The sequence below is a fragment of the Cellulosimicrobium cellulans genome, assembly GCF_016907755.1.
Classification (GTDB): domain Bacteria; phylum Actinomycetota; class Actinomycetes; order Actinomycetales; family Cellulomonadaceae; genus Cellulosimicrobium; species Cellulosimicrobium cellulans_D.
Genome location: NZ_JAFBCN010000001.1, coordinates 2,021,117 through 2,034,353, shown reverse-complemented (window position 1 = coordinate 2,034,353; position 13,237 = coordinate 2,021,117). Strand labels below are relative to the sequence as shown.

The window sequence follows — 13,237 nt, the reverse complement described above, 5'->3', positions numbered from 1 at the left end:
ACGTGACCAATCCTGAACCGTCACGAGAACACCACACCTCTGTGAGGCAGGTCACGTCAGCGATGAGGCTCCGGAGAGTCGAGCGGCGGCCTCGTGGACGCGCTCGTCGGTCGCGGTGAGCGCGACCCTCACGTGCCCCGCCCCCTCCGGTCCGTAGAACGCCCCGGGCCCCACCAGTATGCCGAGGTCGGCGAGGTCGGACACGGTCCGCCAGCAGTCGCCGCCGTGGTCCCCTGCCGGCCTCGACCACAGGTAGAGGCCCGCCTCGGAGTGGTCGACCTGCAGCCCCGCGTCGCCGAGGGCCGCGACGAGCACCTCACGGCGGCGCGCGTACACGGCGCGCTGCGCGGCGACGTGCTCGTCGTCGGAGAGGGCGGCGACCATCGCCGCCTGCACGGGCGCGGGCACGATCATGCCGAGGTGCTTGCGCGTCGCGAGCAGGTCCGCGACGAGGGCCGGGTCGCCGGCGACGAACGCGGCGCGGTAGCCGGCCATGCTCGACTGCTTCGAGAGCGAGTAGGTGACGAGCAGCCCCTCGTGGGACCCGCCGGAGACGGCCGGGTCGAGCAGGCTCGGCACGCCCTGCGACGCGTACGGCTCGGCCCAGGCCAGCTCGGCGTAGCACTCGTCGCTCGCGACGAGCGCGCCGATCTCGCGGGCCGCCGCGACGACGCGCGCGAGGTGGGCGGCGTCGAGCACCTGCCCGGTCGGGTTGCTCGGGGAGTTGACCCAGACGAGGCGCACGTCCGCCCTGCCCGCCCACTCGTCGACGTCGTCGGTCGCGAGCGGCGTCGCGCCGGCGAGGCGCGCGCCCACGTCGTACGTGGGGTAGGCCGTGCGCGGGTGCACGACGACGTCCCCCGGCCCGAGGCGCAGGAGCGCGGGCAGGAGCCCGACGAGCTCCTTGCTGCCGACCGTGGGCAGCACCGCGTCGGGGTCGAGCCCGGGCACGGCGCGCCGGCGCGCGAACCAGGAGGCGACCGCGTCGCGCAGCGCGGGGGTCCCGTGCGTCGTCGGGTAGCCGTGCGCGTCCGAGGCCGCGGCGAGCGCGTCGCGCACGACGGCCGGCGTCGGGTCGACGGGCGTCCCGATGGAGAGGTCCACGACGCCCCGCGGGTGCGCGCGGGCGCGCTCCGCGTACGGGGTCAGCGTGTCCCAGGGATAGGCGAGACCGGAGAGGTCGGCGAGGCCCACGTGCCGCGGAGCGCTCAGGCCTGCGGCGGCAGGGCGGCGATCATCGGGTCGTCCTTCTCGATGAGACCCATCTTCGCGGCGCCGCCGGGCGAGCCGAGGTCGTCGAAGAACTCGACGTTGGCGCGGTAGTAGTCGCTCCACTCCGTCGGCACGTCGTCCTCGTAGTAGATCGCCTCGACCGGGCAGACCGGCTCGCAGGCGCCGCAGTCCACGCACTCGTCGGGGTGGATGTACAGCGACCGCTTGCCCTCGTAGATGCAGTCGACAGGACACTCCTCGATGCACGCCTTGTCCTTGACGTCCACGCACGGCTGAGCGATCACGTAAGTCACGACCGAGTACCTTTCTGGATTCGTCCGGACCCCGACCCGGCGAGGGGCGAGGTCACGACAGGGAGACGCAGGACTAGTATCGCTCAGGTCGGGCCGTGCCCGACCCTCCCTGACCAGCCCGTGGACGAACGTCACAGACCCGAGGAGCGCTGCCGTGCCCGACGCGCCCTGGACGACGTGGGCCCCCGGCACGCGGGTGGTGGTGCGCCGTCGCCTCGCTCCGGACGAGGCCACCGCGGCGGGCACGCCGCTCACGGACGTGATCGGCGTGGTCGTCCGGACCACCCCGACGGAGCTGGTCCTGCGCGAGGACGCGGGCGGGAGCGCCGCCCCGCCGCACCGCGGTCACGGCGTGCACGACGACGTCCCGCCCCTCGTGGTGGTCCCGCTCGACGCGATCGTGGCGGGCAAGCCGGTACCGCCGCGCCCCCCGCGGCGACCCGCGTCACCGAGATAGCGGCGTCAACCGAGGACGACCGTGCCGTCCTCGACGCTCACGACGACCGCGCCCCGGGCGCCGGCGTCGCTCAGCGCCGTGCGCCAGTCCCCCGCCTCGTCGAGGTCGACCCGCAGCCGCTCCCCGCTGCCGGGCGCGCGGACCGGACCGCGGACCGGCTCGGGCCGGTCGAAGAACTCCCCCACCGGCGCGTTCGACTCCAGCGCCGCGACGAGCTGCTCGAGGTCGCGCACGACCACCCGCAGCGCGGACGCCACCCAGGCGGCGTTGTCGGTGACCATCGCCTCGGTGCGCCGCGGGTCGGTACGCCCCACCCGCGTCGCGTCCCGGAAGCTGCCCGCGGCGAGCCCGAGCGCGACGTCCCGCACGGGCGCGTCCGCGACGACGCCCAGGAGCTCGGTGGCGAGGACGTGCGGGACGTGGCTGATGAGCGCCGTCGACTCGTCGTGGACCTCGTCCGTGAGGACGTGGACGGTCCCGCCGAGCGGTCCGGTCACGAGCCGCAGCACCGTCACGAGCGCCTCGCGCCGCGTCGTCCCGTCGACCGTGACGGCCCAGCGTGCGCCGTCGAGCATCGCCGGGTCGGACGCCTCGAAACCCGAGTGCTCGGTGCCCGCCATGGGGTGCGCCCCGACGTAGCGCGACCCGAGGCCGGCCGACCGGACGGCGTCGCGCACCGCGCCCTTGACGCTCCCGACGTCGGTGACGACGGTCGCGCCGCGCACGTGCCGCGCGACCTCGGTCGCGACCGACCGCATGGCCCGCAGCGGGACCGCGAGCACGAGGACGTCGGGCTCCGCCGCGCACACGTCGGCCACGTCGCCGACGACCCGGAGGCCCGCGGCGCGCGCCGCGGCGCGCGTGGTCGCCGTCGCGTCGTGGGCGGTCACGTCGAGACCCTGCTCGTGCAGGAGCCGCGCGACCGAGCCGCCGACGAGCCCGAGCCCGACGACCCCCACCCGCAGCCCGTCGGCCCCGCTCGACGGGACGACGTCGGCCGTCACCACAGCAGGCCTGCCGCGAGGTCCGCCGGCGCCGCCGAGGCGTCCACGCTGCCCACGGGGACGTTCGCGACGTCGACGTCGGCGTGCACCGACTCGTCCAGCTCGCCACGCGCCGGGACGACTCCGAGCGTCTTGAGCGAGTCGCCCGCGCGGACGAGGTCGTCGAGCACGGCCCGCACCGGCGCGTCCCACGGGGCGCCGTCGACCGTCAGGACGAACACGTACGTGCCGGCCACCGCCTTGAGCGGGCGCGTGATGAGGCTCGACAGGTTGACGCCGCGCTCGCCGAAGGACCGCGTGATCCGCGCGAGCACGCCCGGTCCGGTGACGACGGGAGTCACCGCGAGCATCGTGCGCCACGGACCGTCCCCCCGGGCGCGCGCGGCCCGCAGGGTCGCCGACGCCTCCGCCCGCGGCGCGAGGACGAGGAAGCGGGTCCGGGCACCGGCGAAGTCCTCGACCGCGCGCTCGAGGGTCTCGAGGCCGTAGAGCTCGCCGCAGATCGTGGGCCCGAGCGCCACCTGGTGCGGCCCTGCGTCCCGGCACGCCGCCGCGTTCGACGACGCGGCGAGCGGCGCGAGGCCCGTCCGGCGGACGAACTCCTGGCACTGGGCGAGCCCGTGCGGGTGGGCGGTGACCTCCGTCAGCTCGCCGTGGCCGGGCCGCACGAACGCGTCGAACGAGATGTCGAGCACGACCTCGTCGACCGCGACGACCGTAGCGCTCCCGACGATCGCGTCGAGGGACGGCACCACGTAGCCCTCGACCGTGTTCTCGATCGCGACCACCCCGCGCGCGAGGTCTCCCGCGGCGACGTCGGCGAAAACGTCCGCCACCGTCGTGCGCGCGGCGAGGCGGGCCGCCCGGTCGGCCCGGTCGTCCCCGCGGTCGTCCCCGCGCCACGCGGCGGCGGCTTGGTGCGTGAACGACCCCTCCGGGCCGAGGTAGCCGACGACGCTCACGCGCGCACGGGGTCCGCCGCCGACGCCCAGCGTGGCGCGAGCGCGTCGGGCCCGGGCACGAACTCCTGCCCGGGCAGGACGGCGAGCAGGCGGTGGGCGACGCCGCGCTCCGCGAAGCCCGCGACGAGACCGTCGAGCGTCCCCGCGTCGGGGCAGGAGAACGCGCAGAAGAAGATGTGGGGCCCGGCCTGGGAGCGGTGGCTGCGCAGGTGCTGGAGGTCGATGCCCGCCTGGGCGACGAGCGCGAGCGTCTCCTGGAGCGAGCCGCGGTGGTCGTCCCGCGGCCCGAACGCGAGCCAGACCTGGGCGACGCCCTCGGCCCGCGGCACGGCGTCCCGGCTCTCCAGGAGCCCGTACCACACGGGCGCGCCGTCGCCGAGGACCTCGCTCCCCGTAAGCTCGGCGTACCCGAGCGCCGCGAGCGGCCCCGCGGCGACGGAGCGCTCCACGACGAGGCTGCCGTCGGGACCGGCGAGCGCGATGCGCTCCTCCAGGCTCGTCCGCGTCGGGACGAGGGACGGGCTCACGCCCATGGTGCGCAGCACGTGACGGCGGTCGCGCATGCCCGCCTCGTCCACGACGACATGACCCGTCAGGTCTCGCGCGGCCGCCGAGCGCCCGACCCAGACCCACTGCGCCGGAACGGCCGACGCCCCCGTGAGCACGAGCGAGGGCGGCGCGGCGAGCAGCGCCCGCTCCAGCTCGTGCGAGGGCTGGGCCGGGTGCCCCAGGTGCACGACGGCGGAGAGCCCGTCGATGCTCGCGACGGTCGACAGCGTGGCGGTCGTCGACCCGAGGTCGAGCAGCGCGTCCGCCTCGGCGGGGTCGCCCGCGACCCAGCCTGCCGCCGTGGCCGCGAGCAGCGCCTGCGCGCCCGACTCCCGTTCGCTCCGTCCGAGCATGGGACCTCCGTGTGTGTGGTGGACCGGGTCGTCTACTCGCAGACGACCGCGTTGTCCGGCTTGTACGTCCACCGGTAGGACTCGTCCTTGACGAGCTCGCCCTCGTGGTAGACCTTGCGGTAGTTCGTGATGGAGAAGCCCGGGCTGCCTGCGGGCGTCGGGGCGCAGTCGGCCCCCGAGTGCGTGACCGACGTCGGCTGGACGACGTTCGACTTGCCGCTCGACGACGTCTCCACGTCGTAGTACTTGGTGCTCCAGATCGCGACGTGCAGCTCGCCCCCGCCGACCCAGGACTGCATGAGGACGCCGTACGGGGTGTCGTTCTTGAACTTCATGTCGATCGACCCGACGAAGATCGTCGCCTCGCGCCCCGCGGGGTACCGCTCGAACCAGTAGCTGTGCGGTCGGTGCTCGACGTCCTCGAGGCCGGCGAAGAAGCCCGCGTTGTACGTGGTCGTCGCCATCTGCGACAGACCGCCGCCGACGCCCTCGGTGTGCCGACCGCTCTCGACGATGCCCGCGGCGAAGTAGCCGCCCTCGAGCGTGATCGGCGACAGCGTGTCCACGAGCGAGAACGTCTCGCCCGGCTTGACGAGCGTCCCCGTCACCTTCTCGGCGCCGCGGCGCAGGTTCGCGGTGCGGACCGGGACGTTGGGGACCGGGGTCGAGAACTCCGAGACCTTCTCCTTGATCCCGAGCGCCTCGAGCGCGGCGACCGACTGCGCCGGGTCGGACTCCACGAGCTCGACGGTCGCGGTCCGCTCGTCGCCGGAGGCTGCCGTCGTGACGGCGGCCGAGATGGCCGCGGGGTCGATCGTCGTGCCCGGCTCCCCGCCCACGATGACCGGGGCGCCGTCCTGGAAGACGAAGTGCGCGTCGTCCGCGGCGGTGAGCAGGTCGTTCGTCCGGTCGACCACCGACCCGACGAGAGTCGCCCCGTCGAAGGTCAGGGTGAGCACGCCGTCGGTCGCCGCGAACGACGCGGCGGCCGCGAGGGCCTCGGGCGGCAGCTCGGCGTTCTGGCCGCCCACGGACACGACGACCGGCGCCGACACGACCTTCTGCGCCTGCGCGAGCGCGGCGTCCGTCTCCTCCTGCGTGATCGCGGGCTCCACGGGTTCGGTCGGCAGGGTCACCGCCCCGTCCTGGACGAGCCAGCTCCCGGTGATGGCCGCCGGGACCTCGTCCGTCACGAGGGCCGAGCCGTCGGCCGCCGCCGTGCTCGTCGGCGCGCCGTCCACGAACTGCACGGTGCCGTCGACCGGCTCGATCTCGAGGCTCCCGCGCAGCGCCTCGACCTGGGCGTCGAGCGCCGCCTCGTCGACCGAGATCACCGGGGCCTCGTCCTCGCCGCCGAAGAGGTGCTGCCACAGCCGGGCCGGGCTCATCGAGAAGGCGGTGAGCTCCTCCGCGGTGGCCGCGGCGTCGAACGACAGGCCCGCGGCCGCCGGGTCGAGGGTCGTGCTCGCCTCGCCGGCGGTGAGCGTGACCGGCTCGGCCGCGCGCGGCCCGAGCTCCGCCTCGAGCGTGTCCTGCGCCGCCGTCCGGGTCAGACCACCGACGTCGACTCCGGCGACGCTCGTCCCGCTCGGGACCTTGTCCGAGAAGAACCACTGCGCGCCGGTGTACAGGCCGCCGAGGACGAGCACACCGATGCCCGTCCACATCAGGCCACGCGCCCAGCCGCGCCGCGGGGTCTCCTCCTCGAAGCCCTCGAAGGGCGAGGCCTCCCGCGACTCGTCGGGCGGGACCGGGCCGAAGGCGTTCCCCAGGCCCGCCGCCGGGGTGACCGCGGGGGTCGCCGCCGGGGCGGCGGCCTCCGCCCCGGTCGGAGCAGCCGGTCGGACCGACGTGCGGACGACCGGGGCCGGGCGCGACCACGGGTCGACGGGCGGGATCACCTGCGTGGCGTCCGTCGGGGTCGGGGGCGGGGTGCCGGGTGCGGCCTCGGCGGCAGGTGAGGTGGGCGCCACCGGCGGCACCGCGGGCACGACGGCGGTCTGCTCGGCGTCAGGCTCCTCCACCACGGGCGTCACCGCGGTCCGATCCGCCGGGTCCGGCTCCGACCCGGGCGGGGGGACGAGCACGGCCGGCACGCTGGGGTCGAACGCGAACAGCCGCGGCACGTACGGCTCGTCCTCGTCGTCGCCCTGCGCCGCGGGCGCCGCGGCGGCGCCCGCCCCGGCCGACGTCGCCGGCTCCGGTTCCGGCGCGGGGGCGTCGCCCTGAGCCTCGACCGTCGCCGCCACGTCGGCCGTCGCGGTCACGTCGGCCGTCGCAGTCACGTCAGCGGCGCCGTCCCCGGCGACCGGGTCGCCCTCGGGGTCCGCGGAGGCGTCCTCGCCCGCCGCGGGCGTCTCGGCGCCTGGTCGCTCCGCGACGTCGGGCTCGGCGGCGGCGACGGGCTCGGCCGGTTCGACGGGCCCGGCCGGTTCGACGGGCCCGGCCGCTTCGACGGGCTCGGCCTGTTCGACGGGCTCCGTCACGGCCTCGTCCGCGACGTCCCCGGGGGGCTCGACCGTCGCGGTGCCCGGCTCCTCGACCTGGTCGGCGGTGTCCTCCACCGCCTCGCCCCGCTCCGCTGCCGTCGCCGGCTCGGCGGGGTCCTCGACCTGATCGACCGGTCCCGCGGGCTCCGCAGGCGCGTCGTCCTGCTCCGCCACCGCGGGCACCACCCCCTGCTCGGGTGCCGCGGCGTCGTCGGCCTTCTCGTCGGCGGCGGCCGCGTCGGCCTCGGGCGCCGTGGCCTCGTCGACCGTCGTGGGCGCCTCGTCGCCGGTCCCGTCAGCCGCCGCCGGCTCGGGCGCCTGGGGCTGTCCAGCAGGCACGGGCACGGCGTCCTGCGGGGAGTCGAGTTCGGCGTCTCGGTCGGTCGGCTGACCCATCCACTGTCTCCGTGACGAAAGGCGCGCGTCGAGCGCGCGACGACGAGGGGTGTGCGGGGATCCGCACCGCGAATCCTAGCGGGACGCGAGGGGGTCCTCGGGTCCGTCGTGCCTGGTGGGACGTCCGTGGAGCGCCGGGCGGACGGGGCGGTCGCTGAACCACGAGCGTGGCAGGAACGCGACCGCCGCGACGACGAGGAGACCTCCGTAGATCCACACGTACCCGACGGGCTCGCTCGGCACGAGGACGTCGCCGCCGGGCCCCTCGAGCGAGAGGAGCTGGACCACGACGACCCATCCGATGCCGTAGCCGAGGAGACCGGCCATACCGCCCCAGGCGCGCGCGAGGGTCCCGGCCGCGAGCACGGTCAGCAGGGCGAGCACGATGCCCAGCCCGACTCCCCCGGGGAGGTCCACGCCGAGCAGGTGCGCCCGGTGCGCGACGGTGCCGACGAGCCCCACGAGCGCGCCGACGAGCGCGCACGCCACCCCGCGGCCGATGTGCCGCCCCATGCCGGTCTCCACGGGCCCCAGGTTAACGCGTGGGCCCGCGCCGGACCTGGTCGCCCGGGAGAGCGCCGCCGGAGGGAGCGTAGAACTCGTGTGAAGGGACGGGCGCCAGCACGTCGTTGCTGAGGGCGTACCAGCCCAGGAGATCCGTGGGCTCCTCCCCCGCGATGGACCCCGCGGCGGTCACGTGCTGGACCTGCGTCGCGTGCGCGCGCATCGCCGCGAGGAGCTCGCCGAGGACGGGCGCCACGGGGACGCCCACGAGCGTGGGCAGCGAGGCGTCGGGGCGCGCGACGGGCGGCAGGTCCTCGTCCGGGTCGGGCAGGGTGAGGTCCGCGTCCGCGGCGAGGAGCGCGCAGACCGCGGGGTGCGCGGCGAGCGCCCGCCGCGCCGCGCGCACCGCGCTCTCGGGTGCGACGGCGAGCCAGAGCGCCGGTGCGGGCTCTCCGGCGGCGTCGAGCAGCTCCAGCGCCCGGACCGTCACGTCGTGCGCGCGCACGTGGTCGGGATGCCCGTAGCCGCCGCCGGGCTCGTACGTCGCGACGACCGCGGGGCGGCGGTCGCGCACGACCGCCGCCAGCCGGGCGGCCGCCTCGTCGAGCGGGACACCGACGAACGCCCGGGGCGGGAGCTGCTCCCTCGCGACCGAGCTCGCGACCCCCGGCGCGACCCACGCCATCCCGGAGTCCTCGAACCGGGGCGCTGCACCGCCGTCGGGCACCTCGCCCGCCGCGGGGAGCGCGGCCGTGTCGAGGAAGACGTGGTCCGCGACGCCCAGAGCGGCGAGCGCTCGCGCGAGCTCGCCCTCGCGGTGCGCGGCGAGGGCGGGACCGTCACCCTCGAGGTACCCGACGCCGGTCGGGTGCGCCGCGGTGTCGATCACCTCGCCCCGCTCGCCGCGCGTGCACGTCACCACGGTGACGCGCTGCCCGGCGCGGGACCACGTCGCGAGGAGCGCGCCCGTGGCCAGCGTCTCGTCGTCGGGGTGGGCGTGCACGGCCAGCAGGCCGCCGTCGGGCTCGACGGCGGCCTGCTGGGAGGACGGGACGGTCACCCGCGCGGCGACGTCAGGCGCGCTTGGCGCGGGACGTGGCGCGGGCGCGCTCGGTCTGGTCGAGGAGCACCTTGCGGATGCGCACGACCTCGGGCGTGACCTCGACGCACTCGTCCTCGCGCGCGAACTCGAGCGACTCCTCGAGCGTGAGGTGACGCGGCGGGATGAGGTTCTCGAAGTTGTCGGCCGTCGAGGACCGCATGTTCGTGAGCTTCTTCTCCTTGGTGATGTTCACGTCCATGTCCTCGTTGCGCGAGTTCTCGCCGACGATCATGCCCTCGTAGACCTCCTGCGTGGGGTCGACGAAGAACGAGCCGCGCTCCTGGAGGTTGATCATGGCGAACGGCGTCACCTTGCCGGCGCGGTCGGCCACGAGCGAGCCCGTCGTGCGGGTCTCGATGTGCCCGGCCCACGGCTCGTAGCCCTCGGAGATCGAGGCCGCGATGCCGGTGCCGCGGGTCTCCGTGAGGAAGCGCGTGCGGAAGCCGATGAGCCCGCGCGCCGGGACCATGAACTCCATGCGGATCCAGCCGGTGCCGTGGTTGGACATGGTCTCCATGCGGCCCTTGCGCTGCGCGAGGAGCTGGGTGACGTTGCCGAGGTACTCCTCGGGGACGTCGATCGTCATGCGCTCCATCGGCTCGTGCGTCTTGCCGTCGATCGTGCGCGTGACGACCTGCGGCTTGCCGACCGTGAGCTCGAAGCCCTCGCGGCGCATCTGCTCGACGAGGATCGCGAGCGCGAGCTCGCCGCGGCCCTGGACCTCCCACGCGTCGGGACGCTCGGTCGGGAGCACGCGCAGCGACACGTTGCCGACGAGCTCGGTGTCGAGGCGGTCCTTGACCTGGCGCGCCGTGACCTTGTGGCCCTTGCCGCCCTTGCCCGCCAGCGGCGAGGTGTTGATCCCGATGGTCATCGAGATCGCCGGGTCGTCGACCGTGATGAGCGGCAGCGGGCGCGGGTCCTCGGGGTCGGTGAGGGTCTCGCCGATCGTGATGTCCGCGATGCCCGCGACGGCGACGATGTCGCCGGGCGCGGCCGACTCCGTGGGGACGCGGTCGAGCGCCTTGGTCTCGAGGAGCTCGGTGATCTTGACGTTCTGGAGCGTGCCGTCGTGCCGGGCCCACGCGACGACCTGGCCCTTGCGCAGCTCGCCGTTGAAGATGCGCAGCAGCGCGAGGCGACCGAGGAACGGCGACGCGTCGAGGTTCGTGACGTGCGCCTGGAGCGGCGCGCCCTCGTCGTACGTCGGCGCGGGGATCTTCTCGAGGATGGTCGTGAAGAGCGGCTCGAGGTCCTCGTTCGAGGGGAGCTGGCCGTCGAGCGGCTGGTCGAGCGACGCGCGCCCGGCCTTGGCCGACGCGTAGACCACCGGGACGTCGAGGATCGCGTCGAGGTCGAGGTCGGGGACCTCGTCGGCGAGGTCGGACGCCAGGCCGAGCAGCAGGTCGGTCGCCTCGGCGACGACCTCGGTGATGCGCGAGTCCGGACGGTCGACCTTGTTGACGACGATGATGACCGGGAGCTTCGCGGCGAGCGCCTTGCGCAGCACGAACCGGGTCTGCGGGAGCGGGCCCTCGCTCGCGTCGACGAGGAGGACGACGCCGTCGACCATGGAGAGGCCGCGCTCGACCTCGCCGCCGAAGTCGGCGTGCCCGGGCGTGTCGATCACGTTGATCGTGATGCCGTCGGGCTCCCCCACCGCGGCGGCGGCCGGGCCCGCGTAACGGACCGCGGTGTTCTTCGCGAGGATGGTGATGCCCTTCTCGCGCTCGAGGTCACCGGAGTCCATGACGCGGTCGTCCACGTGCTGGTGCGCGGAGAAGGCGCCGGACTGGCGCAGCATCGCGTCGACGAGCGTGGTCTTGCCGTGGTCGACGTGGGCGACGATCGCCACGTTGCGCAGGTCGGAGCGCACAGACATCTACGGTTCTCATTTCGTGGGGTTCGAGGGGCGACGACGGCCGGCCACCTCTGCGCGCACGGCGCGGGAGCAGCCCGCCGCGGCATCACGGAGCACGGGCCGTCACCCGGGCACGGCTATCCTACCGGGTCGCGGTTCCCGCCACCATGACCCGCGTCACTCTCCCGCATCCCTCGCCGTGCCAGGGCCCGTGACGGCCCCGTCGACGTCACCGCGGCGAGCCCTTGCGCGGGCGCCGGGCCAGCGCGCGCCACCGGTCCGGCCGGTCGGGGTAGAGCTCTTCCCACTGCTCCGAGATGCTCTCCGAGACCCGCGTGGTCACGTGCTCCGTCAGCTCCGTGCGCGCCGCCCGGCGCTCGGCGCGCAGGATCGCGGCGTGCTCCGCACGCAGGGCGCGGACGGTCGAGACGGCCATCCCGATCATGACGACGGAGAACGGCAGCGCGATGAGGATCGCCGCGGTCTGGAGCGCCTGGAGCCCGCCCGCGAGCAGGAGCGCGATGGCCAGCAGGCCGGAGACGCCGGCCCAGAAGATGCGGCTCCACGTGGGCGGGTTCGGGTTGCCCCCGCTCGCGAGCATGTCCACCACGAGCGAGCCGGAGTCCGACGACGTCACGAAGAACACGACGATCAGCAGGATCCCCACGACCGAGAGGACGTTGCCGAGCGGCAGACCGTCGAAGAGCTGGAACAGCGTCGTGTCGGTGTCGACCGCGCTGTCGACGAGCATGCTGCCCGGCTCGGTCAGCTCACGGTAGAGCGCCGACCCGCCGAAGACCGAGAACCACAGGGTCGTGACGACCGTCGGGACGAGGAGCGTGCCGAGGACGAACTCCCGCACGGTGCGCCCGCGCGAGATCCGGGCGATGAAGACCCCCACGAAGGGCGCCCAGGAGATCCACCAGCCCCAGTAGAAGATCGTCCAGGACGACTGCCACTCGAGCCCGGCCTCGCCCTGGAACGCGGTCGTGTCGAAGGACAGCCGCACGATGTTCTGGACGTAGTACCCGAGCGACTGGACCCACTCCCGCAGGAGGAAGAGGGTCGGCCCCAGGGCCAGCACGAGGACCAGCACGACCCCCGCCAGGATCATGTTGCCGTTGGACAGCCACTTGATCCCCTTGCCCAGCCCCGACACGACCGAGATCGTCGCAAGGGCGGAGATCGCCGCGATGAGACCGATCTCGAGCGCCGTGCTGGGCTGCACCACGTCGAGGTAGCCGAGGCCCGCCGCGATCTGGAGGACGCCGAAGCCGAGGGAGGTCGCGACGCCGAAGACCGTGCCGATGATCGCGACGACGTCGATGACGTCCCCGAGCCGCCCCCGGACCCGGTCCCCGAACAGCGGCTCGAGGGCCCAGCGGATCGACACCGGCCGACCCTTGCGGTGGATCGCGTACGCGAGGGCGAGACCCGCCACGACGTAGATCGCCCACGCGTGGACCCCCCAGTGGAGGTAGCTCTGCCCCATGGCGGCCTGGGCGAGCGCCGGGTCGCTCCCCTCGACGCCCGGCTTGGGGCTCACGTAGTGCGACAGCGGCTCCGCCACGCCCCAGTAGACGAGCCCGATCCCCATGCCCGTCGCGAAGAGCATCGCGAACCAGACAGGCAGCCGGAACAACGGCTCGTCCTCGTCCTTGCCGAGCACGATGTCGCCGAAGCGGCTCAGGCCCATCCACAGGGAGAACACGACGAACCCCGCCACGACGATCACGTAGTACCAGCCGAAGACCCCGATGACGTCGCGCTGGAGCGTGTTCATGAGCGCCGTCACCGTGTCGGTGAAGAAGACGGTCGCCAGCACGAAGAGCAGGATGATCCCGGCCGCCGGGTAGAAGACCCGGGGGTCGGGACGTCCCGTGCGCGGGCCGTCGAGATCACCGGCCGCGGTCGCCCCGTGAGCCGGGCCTCCCGCGTCGACCGGTGCGGGCTGGTCCGCGCCGGGCTTCCCGGAGACGTCGTCGGCTGGGCTCATGCCTCCCAGGCTTGCCGCGCGGACCCCGCCCGGCAACC

At 74.6% G+C, this 13,237-nt stretch carries 11 protein-coding genes; 1 reads left to right on the top strand and 10 read right to left on the bottom strand.

Features of this window, described 5'->3' with window-relative positions; all coding sequences use genetic code 11:
- Positions 1 to 51 precede the first annotated feature (51 nt).
- Together dapC and fdxA are read right to left on the bottom strand one after the other, a co-directional pair.
- Positions 52 to 1,194 (bottom strand): succinyldiaminopimelate transaminase, encoded by a 1,143-nt coding sequence (dapC, locus tag JOE63_RS08685; protein ID WP_204540704.1) that lies wholly within the window; start codon positions 1,192 to 1,194, stop codon positions 52 to 54.
- A gap of 14 nt (positions 1,195 to 1,208) precedes the next feature.
- Positions 1,209 to 1,526, bottom strand: coding sequence for a ferredoxin (fdxA, locus tag JOE63_RS08680; RefSeq protein WP_024841122.1), 318 nt, complete (start codon positions 1,524 to 1,526; stop codon positions 1,209 to 1,211).
- A 154-nt stretch (positions 1,527 to 1,680) separates the two neighbouring features.
- Between fdxA and JOE63_RS08675 the strand changes: the two genes are divergently transcribed.
- On the top strand, positions 1,681 to 1,983 hold the full coding sequence (locus tag JOE63_RS08675; protein WP_204540701.1) for a putative acetyltransferase: 303 nt from the start codon (positions 1,681 to 1,683) through the stop codon (positions 1,981 to 1,983).
- A gap of 5 nt (positions 1,984 to 1,988) precedes the next feature.
- Here the strand turns inward: JOE63_RS08675 and JOE63_RS08670 are convergent, their stop codons facing one another.
- The 8 genes from JOE63_RS08670 to JOE63_RS08635 form a co-directional block, all read right to left on the bottom strand.
- On the bottom strand, positions 1,989 to 2,987 hold the full coding sequence (locus tag JOE63_RS08670) for a prephenate dehydrogenase (protein ID WP_167551049.1): 999 nt from the start codon (positions 2,985 to 2,987) through the stop codon (positions 1,989 to 1,991).
- Positions 2,984 to 3,949 (bottom strand): prephenate dehydratase, encoded by a 966-nt coding sequence (locus JOE63_RS08665; RefSeq protein WP_307840006.1) that lies wholly within the window; start codon positions 3,947 to 3,949, stop codon positions 2,984 to 2,986. The genes JOE63_RS08670 and JOE63_RS08665 overlap by 4 nt, the downstream gene beginning before the upstream one ends.
- A complete protein-coding gene (locus JOE63_RS08660; protein ID WP_204540699.1) occupies positions 3,946 to 4,851 on the bottom strand; it encodes a hypothetical protein in 906 nt (301 codons plus the stop codon). Before JOE63_RS08660 ends, JOE63_RS08665 begins: the two co-directional genes overlap by 4 nt.
- 32 nt (positions 4,852 to 4,883) lie before the next feature.
- A complete protein-coding gene (locus JOE63_RS08655) occupies positions 4,884 to 7,736 on the bottom strand; it encodes a VanW family protein (RefSeq protein WP_204540697.1) in 2,853 nt (950 codons plus the stop codon).
- Between the two features lie 75 nt (positions 7,737 to 7,811).
- The gene (locus JOE63_RS08650) at positions 7,812 to 8,261 is read right to left on the bottom strand and encodes a hypothetical protein (RefSeq protein WP_204540694.1); all 450 of its coding nucleotides are present in this window, start codon (positions 8,259 to 8,261) and stop codon (positions 7,812 to 7,814) included.
- Between the two features lie 10 nt (positions 8,262 to 8,271).
- A complete protein-coding gene (locus tag JOE63_RS08645; RefSeq protein WP_204540692.1) occupies positions 8,272 to 9,300 on the bottom strand; it encodes a PIG-L family deacetylase in 1,029 nt (342 codons plus the stop codon).
- Between the two features lie 13 nt (positions 9,301 to 9,313).
- The gene (gene typA / locus JOE63_RS08640) at positions 9,314 to 11,224 is read right to left on the bottom strand and encodes a translational GTPase TypA (RefSeq protein ID WP_087471537.1); all 1,911 of its coding nucleotides are present in this window, start codon (positions 11,222 to 11,224) and stop codon (positions 9,314 to 9,316) included.
- 208 nt (positions 11,225 to 11,432) lie between these two features.
- Complete coding sequence (locus JOE63_RS08635) at positions 11,433 to 13,199, bottom strand: BCCT family transporter (protein ID WP_204540689.1); 1,767 nt, start codon at positions 13,197 to 13,199, stop codon at positions 11,433 to 11,435.
- Positions 13,200 to 13,237 lie beyond the last annotated feature (38 nt).